A 17,306-nucleotide genomic window follows, 5' to 3' on the forward strand; every position below is an offset into this window, starting at 1 on the left:
TAAGCCCGGATGCCTCCCACCCGTCCGGGGCGGACGGACCGCAGCGAGGAAAGCATCGCATCAGATGAAAAAAGGCTTTTACACCATCATGGCCGCGCAGTTTTTTTCGTCGTTGGCCGACAATGCGCTCCTCATCGCTGCGATTGCACTGCTGAAAGACCTCCACGCCCCGAACTGGATGACGCCGCTGCTCAAGCTGTTCTTCGTCCTCTCCTATGTCGTTCTTGCCGCGTTCGTCGGCGCCTTCGCAGACTCCCGCCCCAAGGGCCGCGTGATGTTCATCACGAACACGATCAAGGTCGTGGGCTGCGGCATGATGCTCGCGGGCACCCACCCATTGCTCGCCTATGGCGTGGTGGGTTTCGGCGCGGCAGCCTATTCGCCGGCGAAGTACGGCATTCTCACCGAGCTGCTGCCGGCTGAGCGCCTCGTCGCCGCGAATGGCTGGATCGAGGGCACCACGGTCGGCTCGATCATCCTCGGCACCGTGCTCGGCGGCGCGCTCATCAGTCCCCACATCGCCTCGCACGTGATGCGGCATACGCCCGCCGCGATCAACACCCCGGCCGAAGCCGCGATGCTCGTCATCATGGGGATCTACGTCATCGCCGCGCTCTTCAACCTGCGCATCCCCGACACCGGCGCGCGCTATCCGCGCCAGCAGCACGGCCCGATCCGACTCATCACCGACTTCGCCGACTGCTTCAACACGCTCTGGCGCGACAAGCTCGGCCAGATCTCGCTCGCGGTCACGACGCTCTTCTGGGGCGCGGGCGCGACGCTGCAGTTCATCGTGCTCAAGTGGGCGGAGGTTTCGCTCGGCATGTCGCTCTCCGAAGGCGCGGTGCTCCAGGCCGTGGTGGCCGTAGGCGTGGCAGTCGGCGCGGTGATCGCAGCCGCGCGCATACCGCTCAAGAAATCACTCTCCGTGCTGCCGGTCGGCATCATCATGGGGCTCGCCGTGATGCTGATGGCGTTCTACACGCGCCATCTCTTTCCGCCGCACTGGGGCCTGCATATCGGCCACGTGCGCATTTCCGGCTACCTCCTTTTCGCATACTTGTTCCTCATGGTCGTGGGCGGCCTCTCGGGCTTCTTCGTCGTGCCGATGAATGCCCTGCTCCAGCACCGCGGCCACGTGCTGCTCTCGGCAGGCCACTCGATCGCCGTGCAGAACTTCAACGAGAACCTCTCTGTGCTCGTGATGCTGTGCCTCTATGCCGTGCTCGTCTGGCTCGACGTGCCGGTGACCATTGTGATCGTGCTGTTCGGCACCTTCGTCTGCCTGATGATGTGGTTCGTGATGCGCCGCCACCAGGCCAATCAACGCTCGTTCGACTCGGTCGCCCTGATCGGCGAAAATCACAGGCATTGAGGGCGCGCGCCCGAGCGCATGCCGGCCGCCCCAACCGCTGAACCAACACTTTCGCGCGCCGGCGCGGCTGCATGCCGCGCGAGACGCGCTCCTGACGCTGCCATGAATTCTCCGATTTTCAACGTCCTCACGATCGCCGGCTCCGACTCCGGCGGCGGCGCAGGCATCCAGGCCGACCTCAAGGCGTTCTCCGCGCTCGGCGCCTACGGCGCGAGCGTCGTCACGGCGCTGACCGCGCAGAACACGCGCGGCGTCACGGCGATCCACGCGCCCGATGCGGGCTTCGTCACTGCGCAGCTTGACGCCGTGTTCGACGACATCCGCATCGATGCGGTGAAGATCGGCATGCTTGCCAACGCGCCGATCGTGCGCGCCGTGGCCGACGCGCTGCGCCGCCACCGGCCACAGCGCGTCGTCCTCGACACCGTGATGATCTCGAAGAGCAACCACGCGCTGCTCGCGCCCGAAGCCGTGGCCGCGCTGCGCGAAGAACTGCTGCCGCTCGCGGGCGTCGTCACGCCGAATCTGCCGGAAGCCGCGGCGCTGCTCGGCGTCGCGCCGGCCACCGACGAAGCGGCCATGATCGAGCAAGGCGAAGCGCTGCGTGCGTTCGGGGCGCAGGCCGTGCTGATGAAGGGCGGCCACCTCGGCAGCGCAGACAGCCCCGACTGGCTCATCGAAGCGGGCGGCACGCTGCGCCTTGGCGGCCCGCGCGTGCCTGTCACGAATACGCACGGCACAGGCTGCACGCTTTCTTCGGCGATTGCCGCGCTGTGGCCGCAACGCGGCACGCTGGCGCCCACTGTCGGTGAGGCCAAGCAGTACCTGACGGGGGCGCTCGAGGCGAGTACGCGGCTCGACGTCGGCCATGGCGTCGGACCGGTGCATCACTTCTGGCGCTGGTGGTGAGGGAATTCCCGAGCGCTCACTGATGTGCGAACGCGACGGCGCGCGCGGGCCAGTCATCGGGAACGATGAAACCGCGCGACTGCTCGCGCCAGGCGCCCGCACCATCCCTGGTGAATGCGGCGAGCAGCACGGGGTCCTGTGGCCGCGTCAATGCGGCGAGTATGGCCTCAGGATCAGCCGGCGCCGCGAGCGCCGTGGACGCGGCGAAGTTCGCGGGCTGCGCACGGTCGTTGTCGCTTGCCACTTGAGCTGTGCTGGCGCTCGCGGGTGGATCGCTGTTAGTTGCGTGAGCCACCACCCCGCTCGGCGCTGAGCGATCGGCGGCGATATCCTCTCCTTGATCGCCGGGCGTTGCCCCGCCCGCCAGCCTGCGCGGCGCGAGCCACGCGAGTCTGGGGAGCACGCTCCAGCCACCGGCCGCTTGTTGCCGCGCGAACGCCGGCCAGTCGGAACGCGTCACCCACCAGCCTCGCCCGTGATCGGCGGCCAGCTCAGGTGCGTCTTCCACGCGTGCCGACGCCGCCTCTCCCGCCCGATAGAAAAGCCAGCCCTTCACGAACATCTGCGCGAGCCACGGACCGCCGTAACCGAGCGAAGCGAATTCCTCGCGTGTGGTCAAGCGCAACTGATGATCGCGCAGATGCGCCAGCTTCAGATCGAAGCGATCGCGCAGGTTCGGGCCGACGTATTCGGCAAGAGACGCACGTTGGCCATCGGGACTGCCGACGTGCAGGTAACACTTCACCGCCAGCTCCCAATGCAGGCACTCTCCGGTGCGCACGCGCACGAGAAAATCGCACTCGCCGAGTGTGCGACCGGCGTGACGCAGCGCCACGTTTTGCGCGACGAGTCGCGCCGCCGGCCCATTGGCGAGGAACCAGCCGAGCAGGATCTCGGCATAGCGCCCGAGGCGGTTTGTCGGCGCGGCCGCAAGCGCCTCGTGCAAGTGCACCGGATCATGATCGAGCTGGACGAGCCAGTCGTGCGCGGCGTGAGCTTCCTGCGCATTCGTCCACCATTGTGCAAGCGGGGCCAACGGGGGTTGTGCGCGCAACAGATCGGCGCTAAAGAGCAGCCACGCGAGATCGCGCACGGCCGGATCGGCGAGGGTATCGAAGGCGTCGTTGAATCCGCTCGTGGCGGGCGCGCTTTCCCGCACAGTCGTCTCAGTCGCAAGAAGCGGCCCGTCGGTGCCCGCGTCGCCCGTCGCGCCGCAAGCACCCGCGGGCCGCGCGGCGTTCATTGCTCGCCGCCGGACGCCGCGCGCCACGTGTCGCGCGCGAGACAGAGGTCGGCCCAGGCCTTCGCCTTGTCCTGGAGGCTACGCAACAGATACGCGGGGTGATAGGTGACGATGACGGGCACGCCCTCGTACTCGTGAACGCGCCCCCGCAGCGACGCGATGCTGCCGTCGGTCTTGAGCAGGCTCTGTGCGGCGAAGCGGCCGAGCGCGACGATGATCTTCGGCTTCACGAGCGCGACCTGGCGCTGCAGATACGGCTCGCAACGCGCGACTTCGTCCGGCTCCGGATTACGGTTGCCGGGTGGACGGCATTTGATGACGTTCGCGATGTAGACGTTTTCGCCACGCGCGAGCGAGAGCGCGCGCAGCATGTTGTCGAGCAGTTTGCCCGCCTGGCCGACGAAAGGCTCGCCGAGACGATCCTCGTTTTCGCCAGGCGCTTCGCCGATCAGCATCCAGTCGGCCTCGCGATCGCCCACGCCGAACACGGTGTTGGTGCGCTTTTCGCACAGGCGGCAGCGTGTACATGACGCGACGCGCTCGGCGAGTGCGTCCCAGTCGAGCGTCGCGATGTCGTTGCCGGAAGCGCCGGCCGTCTGCGCGGGCACGGCGTCGTGCGGCAGCACGGGCTGCGCCACCGAATCGAACCAGGCGAAATCGTCTTCGGTAAAGGGCGGCGGTTCGTCGGACGAAAGCGCTGTGGGCTTCGCTGCTGGCGAAGCGGCTTGCGCTGGCGGCGAAGGCTCCGCGCGGGCCGGTTGCGTTTCGGCTGCGGACGCTGCGATCAGCGGCTCATCCGAGCCTGCCGCGCGCACGATGGTTTCGCGCGCAACGTTCGCGAGCGGTGCGGCAACTGCACGCTGCGCCTGTTCCACCGGCGTTTCGCTTTCGCCACGCAACATTTCGGGCGCAGCCGCGCGTGCAGGCGCTGGCATGCCTGGCTCCTCTTCGCGAGGCGCTTGCACCGCCTTCGCTACTCCCTGCGTGCCCTTGCGCACCCAGCGCGGAGCAAGCCCGAGCTCCTCCAGCGCGATCTCATCGAGCGGCATCCGCGCCCTCCCCTGCAAAAGAAAAACGCATGACGAGCGCGTCCTCACGGCTGTGATGCCGGGCCGGATAGTAGTTCTTGCGACGGCCAATCGTGACGAAGCCGAATTGCTCGTACAAACGGATCGCCCGATGGTTGGTCGGACGCACTTCGAGCAGCAGGCCATCGAGCCCCTGCGCGCGCGCGATGCGCACGGCCTCGCGCAGCATTGTGAGGCCCGCGCCCGCGCCCTGCGCCTGCGGCGCGACGCACAGATTCAGCAGATGCATCTCGTCCACCACGGGCATCAGCACGCAGTAGCCGATCAGCGTGCCGGTTACGTGGCGCATGCACAGGCCGTAATAGCCGTTACGCAGCGAGTCCTCGAAATTGCCGCGCGACCACGGAAACTCGTACGCGAGGCGCTCGACGATCACGACCTCGTCCAGGTCGCTCTCGGTCATTGGCGACAGGTAGCGGTCGGTCATGAGCACACCGCTCATCGCACGCCCTCGCTGCCGGCAGCGCCTTGCGCGGCGGCCTTGGCGGCGAGCCGCTCGGCCGTGGTCTGCGCGACCTTGTTGCGCACGTATTCGGGCGCGGCCTCGTCGGCGCGTTGCGTGCGGCCCGCGCGGTACGCCCGCAACGCCGCGTGGGCGAGCGGCAGCGCGTGCGGGAGTGCCTCGCCGTCGATCGCGCGCGCGGCGGCCGCCGCCGTCAGGCGCGCGCCGAACGCTGCAGCCGCGTTGCCCGCCAGCGTGAACGGCGCGTCGGGCGCGACGATGCGCTCCGGAGCGTCCAGCGACGCCACCTGCAGCGTGCGCCACTCGCCCGCCGCGGCATCCCACGCGTAATCGGCCCAGTAGGCCTCGTCCATGCGCGCATCGAGTGCGGCAAGCACGCGCGTCGCCGCGGGGTCGCGCAACCGTGCGCTTTCCGCGCAGACGAGCAGCGTGCCCACCGGCACCACGGGGATGTCGAGGCCGAACGCAAGGCCTTGGGCCACGCCCGTCGCCGTGCGCAGACCAGTGAAGGATCCAGGGCCCGCGCCGAACGCGATGGCATCGCAGTCGGCGAGCGTGAGGCCGGCTTCGTCGAACAGCTCTGCGATGGCCGGCAAGAGGCGCGTGCTGGAGACCGCCCCGGTGGCCTCGTGACGCACCCAGACGCTCACTTCGGAGCGCGATTCGATGCCGGGCCCGGCGCCCATTGCAGCGCCGGCGGCGAACGCTGAGTCGGTGCCAGAGGCAGAAATGCCGGCGCCACCAGCGGCGACGCGAAGCAATGCGACCGAGCAGTATTCGGTCGAGGTATCGAGGGCAAGCAGCACGGTTTCAGTCATGATGAGCGCTATTGTAATGCCCCACCCCACGCGCGGGCCCACGCCTCTCGCCATACGTGGCCCCCTCGCCCGCCTCTTGCCGCCCCGAGTGGAGGAATCGCTCCAGCCTTTCGTCGGATCACACTGCTACCATCGGCGCGCTTACCCGAATCAATCCGCGGAGGAAACCCCCATGAGCGATCTGAACGCCCAATTCGCACAGGCCCAGCAGGACGTGCAACAGCTTCCGGAGCGCCCCGGCAACCTGACGCTGCTGCGCCTGTACGCGCTTTTCAAGCAGGCAACCGAAGGCGACGTGCACGGCGACAAGCCGGGCTTCACCGACATCGTCGGCAAGTACAAGTATGAAGCGTGGGCTGCGCTGCAAGGCACGGCGCAGGAAACGGCCAGGCAGCAGTATGTCGAGCTCGTCGAGTCGCTCAAGAGCGGCGCTGCGAGCTGATTGCGCCAGGCCGCCCTGTTCGGCGTCCGCCCGACACCAGGCTCGCGGGCCCTCCCGCAGCCCGCCGCCCGGCCTATTGCACCGGGCGCTGCAAAGCAGCCGCACATCGCTCTGGCGCGCCGCAACAAAACGAGATACAATGCGTGCTGCGTCGCGCTCCGGTCGCCCGTTCGATCAGCACGACGCCTCGTAGCGTTTAGCTCCAATCCAGTTTAGAACCTGTCCCCCCCCTGCCGTGGCCCAGTTTTCGGGCCGTCAAGTATCAGGCTGGCGACTGGCCAATCCCGGCACAAGTCGCACCCAAAACAGCTTCTAACGAAAATCCGCCTGTGTGTGCGGATTGCCCCCGTTTTTCGATTTGTTCGCAAAATCCGACGACTTGGGTATGCCGATTGGCGCCGACGTTCTATTTCCTGTGTACCAAGGATTTTCATGACTTCGAGCAATACCCAAAGCCCCCTCGACGCGATCGCCAACGAAGCCCTCGGACTCGATCAGCCTGTCGCCGCTGCCGCTGATGCAGCCGACACGCCCGAAGGCCCCACGTTCGCATCGCTCGGTCTGTCGCCGGAGATCGTCTCCGCGCTGACCGCGGCGGGCTACAAGGCCCCTACGCCCGTGCAGGAACGCGCCATTCCTGCGGCGATCTCGGGCCGCGACCTGCTGGTCTCGAGCCCGACCGGTTCGGGCAAGACCGCAGCCTTCATGCTGCCCGCCATCGAGCGCTTCGCGCAGATCCAGAAAGCCCAGGCCGCCCAGCCGCGCGAGCCGCGTCCGCAAGGCCAGCAAGCTCAGCAAGGCCAGGGCGATCGCCGTCAGCGCCGCCCGCAGCCCGTGGCGCGCCCGGGCCTGCTCGTCCTCACGCCCACGCGTGAGCTCGCCATGCAGGTGACGACCGCCGCTTCGACGTACGGCAAGCACCTGCGCCGCCTGCGCACCGTCAGCATTCTCGGCGGTGTGGCCTATGGCCAGCAGCTCATGCTGCTCGCCAAGAACCCCGAAATTCTCGTGGCGACGCCCGGCCGTCTGCTCGACCACCTGGAGCGCGGCCGCATCGATCTGTCCGAGCTCAAGATGCTCGTACTCGACGAAGCCGACCGCATGCTCGACATGGGCTTCATCGACGACATCGATACGATCGTCGCCGCCACGCCCGAGTCGCGCCAGACCATGCTGTTCTCGGCTACGCTCGACGGCAAGATCGCGTCGATCACCGGCCGCCTGCTGAAGAACCCGGAGCGCATCGAGATCGTGCGCAAGGTCGAAGCGGCTTCGAACATCGCGCAGACCGTGCACTACGTGGACGACCGCGACCACAAGGATCGCCTGCTCGACCACCTGCTGCGCGATGAGAGCCTCGACCAGGCCGTCGTGTTCACGGCCACGAAGATGGACGCCGATCAACTCGCCGGCAAGCTCGCCGACGCGGGCTTCGAAACCGCCGCGCTGCACGGCGACCTGCCGCAAGGCGCGCGCAATCGCACGATCCGCGCGCTGCGCGAGCGCCGTGTGCGCGTGCTCGTCGCGACCGACGTCGCGGCGCGCGGCATCGACATCCCGGGCATCACGCACGTCTTCAACTACGACCTGCCGAAGTTCGCCGAGGATTACGTGCACCGTATCGGCCGTACCGGCCGCGCGGGCCGCTCGGGCGTGGCGGTGAGTCTCGTGCATCACGCCGAGCAAGGGGCGCTCAAGCGCATCGAGCGCTTCGTGCGCTCGCCGCTGCCCGTGAACGTCGTGGAAGGCCTGGAGCCACGCAAGGCGCCGCCGGCCAACCGCGGCTTCGGTGGTGGTCGCGGCCGTCCGGGCGGCAATGGCGGCGGCCGCCGCTTTGGCAGCGGCAATGGTAATGGTAGCGGCAACGGCAAGCCGGGTGGCTACGGCAACCGCGGCGGCGACCGCAATGGCAGCAGCTGGGGCAACAAGCCGGAAGGCTCGCGCGGTGGCTATGGCGCCCGTGAAGGCGGCTACGGTTCGCGTGACGGCGCTGCTGCGGCTGGCGCCCCGCGCGGCGAAGGCGCCCGCGGTGGCTTCGGCCAGCAGCGCGAAGGCTACGGTCGCTCGCGCGACGGCGGTTACGGCGCACGCCGCAACGACGGCCCGCGTGGCGCACGTCGCGATAGCTAAAGCGTGAAAGCGGCACGCGGCGCGGTGCTTCACCCGCCCCGCTGCTGCGGTGAAACGCTTACGACCGGTGCTTCGGCACCGGTTTTTTTTGCCTTCGCGCACATTTCACAATATGGAAAATTTTTTTGCGTCGTAAAAAATCGTGCTGCGTGGCACAACGAGCGCCATTGCAAGATGGAAAATTTCGTTTCATATTGCAAAACAAACGCCATAACTATTTGATTTATATTAAATAAAAATCCGCAAAAAAGCTCATTGCTGGCCTGTTACCTGCCGAACGATTTGCCTAGACTCTTATATAAGACTTCGCGAAGCGAAACGCCCCGAACCCAGAACCAGGCGCTCCGGTTTCGTGAGATTCAGTGATTCCGCAGTTCCGATTGGCGCTTCACTCTCAGGCAAATCAAGGAGGCACACCATGTCGACTCGTCAACAGCAAGCCGAGCAACTCCAACAGCAATGGGAAACCGATCCGCGCTGGAAGGGCATCAAGCGAAACTACACGGCTGAAGACGTGGTGCGCCTGCGCGGCTCGATCCAGCCTGAGCACACGCTCGCCAAAACCGGCGCCGAGAAGCTCTGGCAGGGCGTGAACACCGAGCCGTTCATCAACGCGCTGGGCGCGCTCACGGGCAACCAGGCCATGCAGCAAGTCAAGGCCGGCCTCAAGGCGATCTATCTCTCGGGCTGGCAGGTCGCGGGCGACGCCAACCTCGCGGGCGAAATGTACCCGGACCAGTCGCTCTACCCCGCCAACTCGGTGCCGCAGGTCGTCAAGCGCATCAACAATACGCTCACGCGCGCCGACCAGATCCAGTGGTCCGAAGGCAAGAACCCGGGCGACGAGGGTTACGTCGACTTCTTCCAGCCGATCGTGGCCGACGCTGAAGCGGGCTTCGGCGGCGTGCTGAACGCGTTCGAACTGATGAAGGCGATGATCGAAGCGGGCGCCGCGGGCGTGCACTTCGAGGACCAGCTCGCTTCGGTCAAGAAGTGCGGCCACATGGGCGGCAAGGTGCTCGTGCCGACGCGTGAGAACATCGCCAAGCTGACGGCCGCTCGTCTGGCCGCCGACGTCTGCGGCGTGCCGACCGTGCTGCTCGCCCGCACCGATGCGGAAGCCGCCGACCTCGTCACCTCGGACATCGACGACAACGACAAGCCGTTCCTCACCGGCGAGCGCACCGTGGAAGGGTTCTTCCGCACGCGCAATGGCCTCGACCAGGCCATCTCGCGCGGTCTCGCCTACGCGCCGTACGCCGACATGATCTGGTGCGAAACCGGCAAGCCCGATCTCGAGTTCGCGAAGAAGTTCGCGGAAGCGATCCACAAGCAGTTCCCGGGCAAGCTGCTCTCGTACAACTGCTCGCCGTCGTTCAACTGGAAGAAGAACCTCGACGACGCGACGATCGCCAGGTTCCAACGGGAGCTGGGCGCGATGGGCTACAAGTTCCAGTTCATCACGCTCGCTGGCTTCCACTCGCTCAACTACTCGATGTTCAACCTCGCCCACGGCTATGCGCGCCAGAACATGAGCGCCTTCGTCGAACTCCAGCAGGCCGAGTTCGCCGCCGCAGAAAAGGGCTTCACCGCCGTCAAGCATCAGCGCGAAGTCGGCACGGGCTACTTCGACGCCGTGACGCAGACGGTCGAGCGCGAAGCGTCGACCACGGCGCTGCACGGTTCGACGGAAGACGAACAGTTCTTCGACAAGAAGGTGGCGTAAGACCACCGGCAGCAACGGCGGCGCACGTCGCCGCGCGGGAAGACGGCCGGCACGCGTTACCTTGGCGGGAGCGCGCCGGCCGCCGACCGGCGCGCTGCGTGCGCACGCCGCAGGGTGCTGCAGGGAGGAGCAGACGAAGCGGGAGCGTTCCCGCAAGCGAGAGAAGACTCAGGCCGCGCGCGCTGGACAGAATCCGGCGCGCGGCACGCCCAGCCAACGCACGGGGCGTGCAACGCCGTGAGCTTCAGCGCGGATCCCCGAATGCGCAAAACCGTGGAAGCGGCGATCGACGCGTTGGGTTCGAAAGGCGCATGGGCGATTGCCGCACCGCCCATGCGCCGCTCGCGCGATATCGAAGCAAAAGACGCAAATGATGCAACCGGCCAGGCCGCCTAGCGATAGACGATGACCGGAATCTTCGTATGGGTGAGTACGCGCTGCGTCTCGCTGCCGATCAGCAGGCTGCCGAGCCCGCGTCGCCCGTGCGAGGCCATGAATATCACGTCGCAGCCGCCGGATTCGGCGGCTTCGATGATGCCGAGATACGGCGAAGGATGCACGCTCGTGCGGCTCTCGCAACTCACGCCCGCGCTGCGCGCCGCCGCCTCGACTTCCTGCAGATGCGTGCGCGCCTCTCGCTCACTGCGCGTCTGGAAGTCGCCGGGCGGCTCGATCACGACATCGGAATAAGGCGAGTACGGATATTGCGGGAGACACGCGTAGGCCGTAACGCGTGCACCAACTGTGCGCGCAAGGTCGATCGCGCCGTCGATCGCCTTCTTCGACAGCTCCGAGCCATCGGTCGGAACGAGAATGTGCTTGAACATGGTGCCCTCCGTGGTCGCCAGCGGCGGGTTACGGCGCAAGTCGGGCGGCACCTCGCGCCGGCACGCGCAAGGGCCCTCAGGTCGATTGTAGTGCGCGAAAAATAGACGCAAGGCGCGCATGCGGGTCACTCCGAATATCGGAAACACGCATCGCGCCCCTATCCCCAGTAACCGGGCTGACCGTAGGTATGCTTGAGATAGTCGAGAAAGAGGCGCACGCGCAGCGGCAAATGGCGGCGCTGCGCAAACACGGCATGAATGCCGATGGGCGGCGCGGCGAACGCGTCGAGCACGGCCACGAGCCGGCCCGCCGCGATATCCTCGCCGACTTCCCACCACGAGCGCCACGCGAGGCCGTGGCCTGCAAGACACCATTCGTGCAGCACCGCGCCGTCCGAGCATTCCATCGTGCCCGCCACGCGGATCTGCACCACCTTGCCGTCCTGCTGGAACGTCCAGCCGCGCTGCTGGTTCGTACTCGCGCCGAACGCGAGGCAGTTGTGGCGTGCGAGGTCGGTGAGCGTTTCGGGCGCGCCGCGCCGCGACAGATACGCGGGCGCGGCCACGCACACGCGGCGGTTCTCGCCGAGCTTGAGCGACACGAGGGACGAATCGGGCAGCTCGCCCAGGCGCACCGCGCAATCGAAGCCCTCGTTCACGAGATCGACGAGCCGGTCCGAGAGATCGAGCGCGAGACTCACGTCCGGGTGCGCGACCGTGAAATCGGGCACGAGCGGCGCGACATGGCGCCGCCCGAAGCCCGCCGGCGCCGATACGCGCAGATGCCCGCTCGCCTTCACGCCGCCCGCCGAAACGCTCGCCTCGGCGTTCTGCATGTCGTGGATGATGCGCTGGCAGTCCTCGAGGAACGCCGAACCCTCGAAGGTGAGCGTGATGCGCCGCGTGGTGCGCACGAGCAGTTTCACGCCGAGGCGCTCCTCGAGCGCGTCGATGCGACGGCCAATGATGGCGGGCGCGACGCCCTCGGCCTGGGCGGCTGCGGAAAGGCTGCCCTTGGCGGCCACGGTGACGAAGGTCTCGATCTGCTTGAAGCGGTCCATCGGCAGGCTATGAGTTACGGAAACGGTCGAATTAACGAGACAGGCGGACAGATTAGGTGGGTAAAAGTAAAAGATCAAGTGATCAATCCCGCCTTTTTCAGTCATACGCCTCATGAATACAATCGACCTCGACCTCTGAAGATGGAGTGCAAGGCTATGTCGGCCAGAACGACACCAAGCGCGCCCCAAGGCGCGACACCATTCCCCAAGGCAGTGATCTTCGACGCGTACGGCACGCTTTTCGACGTGCATTCGGTCGTCGCGGCTGCGGAGCAGATGTTCCCCGGTCACGGCGACGCGCTCTCGCAGCTCTGGCGCCTGAAGCAAATCGAATACACGCAGCTGCGCACGCTCTCCGACCCGGCCGGCGCACGCTACCGCCCCTTCTGGGGCATCACGCTCGACGCGCTGCGCTACGCCGCGCGCCGCCTGAACCTGGCGCTCACGGGCGCGGGCGAAAAGCGTTTGATGGACGAATACGCCTGCCTTTCCGCGTTCCCCGACGTGCTGCCCGCGCTGCGCCGCCTGCGCGAACCGCGCGAGGACGGCGTGCGCACGGGCCTCGCAATTCTCTCGAACGGCAACCCGGAGATGCTCGACATCGCCGTGAAGAGCGCCGGCATGAGTGGCGTCTTCGATCATGTGCTCTCGGTCGACGCCGTGCGTGCCTACAAGCCGGCCGCCGCCGCTTATTCGCTGGGCCCGGCCGCCTTCGGCGCGGCGCCGCACGAGATGGTCTTCGTGTCGTCCAATGGGTGGGACGCCGCGGGCGCCGGCTGGTTCGGCTATACCACGTTCTGGATCAACCGCCAGCGGCTGCCCGCCGAGGAACTCGGCGTGAGCCCGCATGGCACCGGCGGCGGCATGGCAGAACTCGCCGCCTTTATCGAAACCGCTGCGCCCGCAAGGCGTAGCCGGCCGCGCCCCGGCCCGGGCGCGTGACGGCACACCCGCGCGACGCAGTCATAACAACCACGCAATCACAATCTGACCGACCAAGGAGCTAGCAAATGGCGAACACATTGCACCTGCCGCAAGGCATGCAGATCACGGCTGACGCAGACATTCAGCCCGGTTTCGAATCGATCCTTACGCCCGAAGCCCTCGAACTCGTCGCGAAGCTTCACCGCGCGTTCGAGCCGCGTCGCCAGGAACTGCTGAAGGCGCGCGCCGAGCGCACGAAGCGCCTCGACGCCGGCGAGCGCCCCGACTTTCTTGCCGAGACGAAATCGATCCGCGAAAGCGACTGGAAGATCGCCGCGCTGCCGAAGGACCTCGAATGCCGCCGTGTGGAAATCACGGGCCCGGTCGAGCGCAAGATGATCATCAACGCACTGAATTCCGGTGCGGACTCCTACATGACCGACTTCGAGGACTCGAACTCGCCGAACTGGGAAAACCAGATCATTGGCCAGATCAACCTCAAGGACGCGGTGCGCCGCACGATTTCGCTCGAGCAAGGCGGCAAGTCGTACAAGCTCAACGACAAGATCGCGACGCTGATCGTGCGCCCGCGCGGCTGGCACCTCGATGAGAAGCACGTGACGGTGGACGGCCAGCGCGTGTCGGGCGGCGTCTTCGACTTCGCGCTCTATCTGATCCACAACGCGAAGGAGCTGATCGCGCGCGGCAGCGGCCCGTACTTCTATCTGCCGAAGATGGAAAGCCACCTCGAGGCGCGCCTGTGGAACGACATCTTCGTCGCGGCGCAGGAAAGCGTGGGCATTCCTCGCGGCACGATCCGCGCGACGGTGCTGGTCGAAACGATCCTTGCCGCGTTCGAGATGGACGAGATCCTCTATGAGTTGCGCGAGCACAGCTCGGGCCTGAACGCGGGCCGCTGGGATTACATCTTCTCGGCAATCAAGAAGTTCAAGAACGACAAGGACTTCTGCCTTGCCGACCGCTCGCAGATCACGATGACGGTGCCGTTCATGCGCGCCTACGCGCTCGAGCTGCTGAAGACCTGCCACAAGCGCAACGCGCCGGCCATCGGCGGCATGAGCGCGCTCATTCCGATCAAGAACGACGCGGCCGCCAACGAGAAGGCCATGGCCGGCGTGCGCTCGGACAAGGCACGCGATGCAAGCGACGGCTACGACGGCGGCTGGGTCGCGCACCCGGGTCTCGTGCCGATCGCGATGGAAGAGTTCGTGAAGGTGCTCGGCGACAAGCCGAACCAGATCGGCAAGCAGCGCCCCGACGTCAACGTGGCGGCCAAGGACCTGCTCGACTTCCGTCCGGAAGCGCCGATCACCGAAGCGGGCCTGCGCAACAATATCAACGTGGGCATCCACTATCTCGGCTCGTGGCTCGCGGGCAATGGCTGCGTGCCGATCCACAACCTCATGGAAGACGCCGCGACCGCCGAAATTTCGCGCTCGCAGGTGTGGCAGTGGATCCGCTCGCCGAAGGGCAAGCTCGAAGACGGCCGCAAGGTCACGGCCGAATTCGTGCGCGAACTGATCCCGCAGGAGCTCGACAAGGTGAAGGGCGTGGTGGGCGGCGACACGAAGCCGTACGAGCGCGCCGCGCAGATCTTCGAGCAGATGTCGACGTCGGAGAACTTCGTCGAGTTCCTGACGCTGCCGCTCTACGAAGAAATCTGATCGGCCCCGCGCGCGTAGCAACGTCTCGCGCCAGCCGATGAAAAAGGCCCGGCGGATGCGAATCCGCCGGGCCTTCATGCTTTCATGCGCCGCGCGAGAGGCGCGCCGCACCGGGCACGTTCAGCGTGCGCGCCGGTGCGCGACCCAGTCGCCGCCCTCGATCTCGGGACGCCCCGCGACCGCGGCCGGCGCGACGGGATAGTAAAGGCAGGCGACGCGTTCGCCCTGCACTTCGAGGTCCACTTCCTTCGAAACGAAGAGACCGTCGACGCCCGGATAGACCTGCTCGATTTCGTCGAGCACGGGCAAGAGCGCATCGTCGATTTCGTAGACGTCGCCGACGACCGTCGACTGCGCATCGACATTGGGTTCGGCCACCATCCCCGGATAGGTCCCGAAGTCGAAGAGCCGCCCCGGGAGCCTCGTAAGCCCGAGGTGACGCGGCCGCGCGATCGCGTGGCGATCGGCCGCCAGATTGATGTCGTTGATCTCGCCCGCGCGCAAGGTGCCGTAGACGAACACGTATTTCATGGCTTTTTTCTCCTTCAAGGCGGCCCGCCCGACACGAGCGCAATGTCGATTCCCGCACATTATGCCCGGCCATAAATTCATGCGGCCCGACTCGCCGCCAGTCAGCCAGATCTCGTCCGCGCGTCAGGCGTCTACAATGACTGCGCTCCTTCCCGCGCCAGCCTGCCCGTCATGCCCCAGGATCCGCTCGCCAATCCGACGCCGACCGCCGAACTCATCGATATCCCGCCCGAGTTTGCACCGATGTCCACGCACCCCATCCGCGTGCGCTCGCGGCCGATGCCAGCCGGTGTGCGCATCGCGCAGCATACGCACGCGTGGGCGCAGCTTGCTTATGCGTCGCGCGGCGTGCTGCGCATGACGACGCCCGGCACGACCTGGATGGTGCCGCCCTCGCGCGCGATCTGGGTCCCACCGCGTGTCACGCACGAAGTGGTGATCGTCGAGGACGCCTTCCTGCGCACGCTCTACGTGGACGAGTCGGTCATTCCGCCCGGCCTCGATGCCTGTCGCGTGGTCGAGGTCTCGGGCCTCTTGCGCGAGACGATCGCGGCGCTCGACGAGCGCGGCATCGCCCCGGCACGCGAGCGCCTGTTGGGCACGCTGGCGCTCGACGAAATCACGCGCTCGGCGCCACTGCCGCTCTCCGTGCCGATGCCCGAGGAAAAGCGTCTGCGCGCGCTGTGCGAGGCCTTGATCGCCGACCCGGCCGGCCCCGGCTCGCTCGAATACTGGGCCGCGCACGTGGGCGCCAGCACGCGCACGATCGCCCGGCTCTTTCGTCACGAACTGGGTGTGAGTTTTTCGCAGTGGCGGCAGCAGGCGATCCTCGCCCGCGCGATTCCACTGCTCAATCAGGGGCGGCCGATGGCCATCGTCGCGCAGGAGCTCGGCTATCAGAGCCAGAGCGCGTTTTCGGCGATGTTCCGCCGCGCGTTCGGAGAAAGCCCGCGCGCCTTCATTGCGCGCGGCACGGGCGGCCGCGATGAGGACGAGCCGGAAGATTCAGTGGCCGCAACGCGCGCCGCGCCACGTTGAGCAACGCTCAAACCGGCCGCGTCATCTGGCGGATCGAACCGAGACGCGCAAGCCGCGGCCCCGCTACCCGATAACCCATGCGCAGATAGAGACGCGCCGCCGGGTTGTCGACGAACACGCGCAACTGCAACTCGCGCAACCCGCGCTCGCGCGCCCATTGATGCGAGATATCGAGCAAAAACGTGCCCGCGCCATTGCCGCGATACCCTTCGGCAATCTGCACGTCGCGAATGTGCAGCGAGTCGCCCTCCTGCGTGACGCGCAGCACGCCGATCGCCTCGCCCTCGAGTTCGAGGATGAAGTTCTCCGACTCGCGATAGCTCGCCAGAAAGAGATCGCCACGCCAGACGAGATGATGCCGCAGATAGTAGCCACCCATGTTCTTGCGCGTGAGCGCCTCGGCAAACTCGAAATCGTCCATGGTGGCGCGTCGCAGTTGAAACTGCGAAGGGATGTCGTTCGGTGCGAACATGTCGGCAAGCGGGGAAACGAAGATTTCGACAACGCTACGATAACGCGCAGGCGCCGGCAATCGCAGATTGTCCGTACGGGAAGAGGAAACGCTGCGTAAGAGAGGGCTGAGTGAAACGATGGAGAAACTTCTGCGGAAAAAGAAAAAGCCCGTTGGACGTATCCAACGGGCTTCATTCTGGCGGAGCGGACGGGACTCGAACCCGCGACCCCCGGCGTGACAGGCCGGTATTCTAACCGACTGAACTACCGCTCCAGCTTGACTGCTCTCACCGGCGGGCGTCGGTCGATTCCCGCTGGCGGCGTCGCCATACTGCCTTGGCGCCGCATTTGAATTTGGCGTCCCCTAGGGGATTCGAACCCCTGTACTCACCGTGAAAGGGTGATGTCCTAGGCCTCTAGACGAAGGGGACAACACAGGCTTACGCCTTGAACTGCATTTGAACTACGCCCGCCCAATGCTGCAGAACGGTTCTGAATCTGGCGGAGCGGACGGGACTCGAACCCGCGACCCCCGGCGTGACAGGCCGGTATTCTAACCGACTGAACTACCGCTCCAGCTTGACTGCTCTCAC

Annotated in this window: 17 protein-coding genes and 3 tRNA genes; 9 read left to right on the top strand and 11 right to left on the bottom strand. The window is 66.4% G+C overall.

The window, feature by feature from the left end:
- Nucleotides 1–64 precede the first annotated feature (64 nt).
- Entirely contained in the window at nt 65–1,375 is a 1,311-nt protein-coding gene (gene lplT / locus VMJ11_RS03535) for a lysophospholipid transporter LplT (protein WP_325616950.1), read from the top strand.
- Between the two features lie 102 nt (nt 1,376–1,477).
- Nucleotides 1,478–2,284 (top strand): bifunctional hydroxymethylpyrimidine kinase/phosphomethylpyrimidine kinase, encoded by an 807-nt coding sequence (gene thiD, locus VMJ11_RS03540; protein WP_325616952.1) that lies wholly within the window; start codon nt 1,478–1,480, stop codon nt 2,282–2,284.
- 16 nt (nt 2,285–2,300) lie between these two features.
- Here the strand turns inward: thiD and VMJ11_RS03545 are convergent, their stop codons facing one another.
- The 4 genes from VMJ11_RS03545 to tsaB are packed head-to-tail and all read right to left on the bottom strand — an operon-like array spanning nt 2,301 to nt 5,896.
- Nucleotides 2,301–3,527: a DUF1853 family protein gene (locus VMJ11_RS03545; RefSeq protein ID WP_325616954.1), complete on the bottom strand. Its 1,227-nt coding sequence runs from the start codon at nt 3,525–3,527 to the stop codon at nt 2,301–2,303.
- Entirely contained in the window at nt 3,524–4,576 is a 1,053-nt protein-coding gene (locus VMJ11_RS03550; RefSeq protein ID WP_325616956.1) for a uracil-DNA glycosylase, read from the bottom strand. Before VMJ11_RS03550 ends, VMJ11_RS03545 begins: the two co-directional genes overlap by 4 nt.
- The gene (gene rimI, locus VMJ11_RS03555; protein WP_325616958.1) at nt 4,563–5,057 is read right to left on the bottom strand and encodes a ribosomal protein S18-alanine N-acetyltransferase; all 495 of its coding nucleotides are present in this window, start codon (nt 5,055–5,057) and stop codon (nt 4,563–4,565) included. The genes VMJ11_RS03550 and rimI overlap by 14 nt, the downstream gene beginning before the upstream one ends.
- Nucleotides 5,054–5,896, bottom strand: coding sequence for a tRNA (adenosine(37)-N6)-threonylcarbamoyltransferase complex dimerization subunit type 1 TsaB (gene tsaB / locus VMJ11_RS03560; RefSeq protein ID WP_325616960.1), 843 nt, complete (start codon nt 5,894–5,896; stop codon nt 5,054–5,056). The genes rimI and tsaB overlap by 4 nt, the downstream gene beginning before the upstream one ends.
- A gap of 172 nt (nt 5,897–6,068) precedes the next feature.
- Between tsaB and VMJ11_RS03565 the strand changes: the two genes are divergently transcribed.
- The 4 genes from VMJ11_RS03565 (at nt 6,069) to VMJ11_RS03580 (ending at nt 10,590) form a co-directional block, all read left to right on the top strand.
- Complete coding sequence (locus VMJ11_RS03565; protein WP_322029815.1) at nt 6,069–6,338, top strand: acyl-CoA-binding protein; 270 nt, start codon at nt 6,069–6,071, stop codon at nt 6,336–6,338.
- Nucleotides 6,339–6,770: 432 nt separating this feature from the next.
- Entirely contained in the window at nt 6,771–8,468 is a 1,698-nt protein-coding gene (locus VMJ11_RS03570) for a DEAD/DEAH box helicase (RefSeq protein ID WP_325616967.1), read from the top strand.
- A gap of 418 nt (nt 8,469–8,886) precedes the next feature.
- Nucleotides 8,887–10,194: an isocitrate lyase gene (aceA, locus tag VMJ11_RS03575; RefSeq protein WP_325616969.1), complete on the top strand. Its 1,308-nt coding sequence runs from the start codon at nt 8,887–8,889 to the stop codon at nt 10,192–10,194.
- Between the two features lie 261 nt (nt 10,195–10,455).
- A complete protein-coding gene (locus tag VMJ11_RS03580) occupies nt 10,456–10,590 on the top strand; it encodes a hypothetical protein (protein WP_325616971.1) in 135 nt (44 codons plus the stop codon).
- Here the strand turns inward: VMJ11_RS03580 and VMJ11_RS03585 are convergent.
- Both VMJ11_RS03585 and VMJ11_RS03590 read right to left on the bottom strand, forming a co-directional pair.
- Entirely contained in the window at nt 10,587–11,021 is a 435-nt protein-coding gene (locus VMJ11_RS03585) for a universal stress protein (protein ID WP_325616973.1), read from the bottom strand. The two genes, VMJ11_RS03580 and VMJ11_RS03585, sit on opposite strands and share 4 nt — an antisense overlap.
- 158 nt (nt 11,022–11,179) lie before the next feature.
- Complete coding sequence (locus VMJ11_RS03590; protein ID WP_325616975.1) at nt 11,180–12,082, bottom strand: LysR family transcriptional regulator; 903 nt, start codon at nt 12,080–12,082, stop codon at nt 11,180–11,182.
- A gap of 156 nt (nt 12,083–12,238) precedes the next feature.
- Between VMJ11_RS03590 and VMJ11_RS03595 the strand changes: the two genes are divergently transcribed.
- Nucleotides 12,239–13,024 carry a haloacid dehalogenase type II gene (locus VMJ11_RS03595; protein ID WP_325616977.1) on the top strand — a complete coding sequence of 262 codons (786 nt, stop codon included), beginning with the start codon at nt 12,239–12,241 and terminating at the stop codon, nt 13,022–13,024.
- Between the two features lie 68 nt (nt 13,025–13,092).
- Entirely contained in the window at nt 13,093–14,691 is a 1,599-nt protein-coding gene (aceB, locus tag VMJ11_RS03600; protein WP_325616979.1) for a malate synthase A, read from the top strand.
- A gap of 120 nt (nt 14,692–14,811) precedes the next feature.
- Here aceB and VMJ11_RS03605 read toward each other — a convergent pair whose 3' ends face one another.
- The gene (locus VMJ11_RS03605) at nt 14,812–15,222 is read right to left on the bottom strand and encodes a gamma-glutamylcyclotransferase family protein (RefSeq protein WP_325616981.1); all 411 of its coding nucleotides are present in this window, start codon (nt 15,220–15,222) and stop codon (nt 14,812–14,814) included.
- Between the two features lie 171 nt (nt 15,223–15,393).
- Between VMJ11_RS03605 and VMJ11_RS03610 the strand changes: the two genes are divergently transcribed.
- Nucleotides 15,394–16,260 (top strand): helix-turn-helix transcriptional regulator, encoded by an 867-nt coding sequence (locus tag VMJ11_RS03610; RefSeq protein WP_325616983.1) that lies wholly within the window; start codon nt 15,394–15,396, stop codon nt 16,258–16,260.
- A gap of 7 nt (nt 16,261–16,267) precedes the next feature.
- Here VMJ11_RS03610 and VMJ11_RS03615 read toward each other — a convergent pair whose 3' ends face one another.
- The 4 genes from VMJ11_RS03615 to VMJ11_RS03630 all read right to left on the bottom strand — a co-directional run bounded on the left by VMJ11_RS03615 (nt 16,268) and on the right by VMJ11_RS03630 (nt 17,289).
- Nucleotides 16,268–16,732 carry a GNAT family N-acetyltransferase gene (locus tag VMJ11_RS03615; RefSeq protein WP_422662186.1) on the bottom strand — a complete coding sequence of 155 codons (465 nt, stop codon included), beginning with the start codon at nt 16,730–16,732 and terminating at the stop codon, nt 16,268–16,270.
- Nucleotides 16,733–16,910: 178 nt separating this feature from the next.
- Nucleotides 16,911–16,987 (bottom strand) — tRNA-Asp (locus VMJ11_RS03620).
- Nucleotides 16,988–17,068: 81 nt separating this feature from the next.
- A tRNA-Glu gene (locus tag VMJ11_RS03625) sits at nt 17,069–17,144 on the bottom strand.
- A gap of 68 nt (nt 17,145–17,212) precedes the next feature.
- Nucleotides 17,213–17,289, bottom strand: a tRNA-Asp gene (locus tag VMJ11_RS03630).
- Between the last annotated feature and the right edge of the window lie 17 nt (nt 17,290–17,306).

The sequence above is a fragment of the Paraburkholderia sp. genome, from assembly GCF_035501035.1.
Lineage (GTDB): Bacteria > Pseudomonadota > Gammaproteobacteria > Burkholderiales > Burkholderiaceae > Paraburkholderia.

Coding starts and splice junctions, on each gene's coding strand:
- lplT (WP_325616950.1), top strand. CDS start 65: ATGAAAAAAGGCTTTTACACCATCATGGCCGCGCAGTTTTTTTCGTCG.
- VMJ11_RS03565 (WP_322029815.1), top strand. CDS start 6,069: ATGAGCGATCTGAACGCCCAATTCGCACAGGCCCAGCAGGACGTGCAA.
- VMJ11_RS03550 (WP_325616956.1), bottom strand. CDS start 4,576: ATGCCGCTCGATGAGATCGCGCTGGAGGAGCTCGGGCTTGCTCCGCGC.
- tsaB (WP_325616960.1), bottom strand. CDS start 5,896: ATGACTGAAACCGTGCTGCTTGCCCTCGATACCTCGACCGAATACTGC.
- aceA (WP_325616969.1), top strand. CDS start 8,887: ATGTCGACTCGTCAACAGCAAGCCGAGCAACTCCAACAGCAATGGGAA.
- VMJ11_RS03580 (WP_325616971.1), top strand. CDS start 10,456: ATGCGCAAAACCGTGGAAGCGGCGATCGACGCGTTGGGTTCGAAAGGC.
- VMJ11_RS03595 (WP_325616977.1), top strand. CDS start 12,239: ATGTCGGCCAGAACGACACCAAGCGCGCCCCAAGGCGCGACACCATTC.
- VMJ11_RS03585 (WP_325616973.1), bottom strand. CDS start 11,021: ATGTTCAAGCACATTCTCGTTCCGACCGATGGCTCGGAGCTGTCGAAG.
- VMJ11_RS03615 (WP_422662186.1), bottom strand. CDS start 16,732: ATGTTCGCACCGAACGACATCCCTTCGCAGTTTCAACTGCGACGCGCC.
- VMJ11_RS03590 (WP_325616975.1), bottom strand. CDS start 12,082: ATGGACCGCTTCAAGCAGATCGAGACCTTCGTCACCGTGGCCGCCAAG.
- rimI (WP_325616958.1), bottom strand. CDS start 5,057: ATGAGCGGTGTGCTCATGACCGACCGCTACCTGTCGCCAATGACCGAG.
- VMJ11_RS03570 (WP_325616967.1), top strand. CDS start 6,771: ATGACTTCGAGCAATACCCAAAGCCCCCTCGACGCGATCGCCAACGAA.
- aceB (WP_325616979.1), top strand. CDS start 13,093: ATGGCGAACACATTGCACCTGCCGCAAGGCATGCAGATCACGGCTGAC.
- VMJ11_RS03610 (WP_325616983.1), top strand. CDS start 15,394: ATGCCCCAGGATCCGCTCGCCAATCCGACGCCGACCGCCGAACTCATC.
- thiD (WP_325616952.1), top strand. CDS start 1,478: ATGAATTCTCCGATTTTCAACGTCCTCACGATCGCCGGCTCCGACTCC.
- VMJ11_RS03545 (WP_325616954.1), bottom strand. CDS start 3,527: ATGAACGCCGCGCGGCCCGCGGGTGCTTGCGGCGCGACGGGCGACGCG.
- VMJ11_RS03605 (WP_325616981.1), bottom strand. CDS start 15,222: ATGAAATACGTGTTCGTCTACGGCACCTTGCGCGCGGGCGAGATCAAC.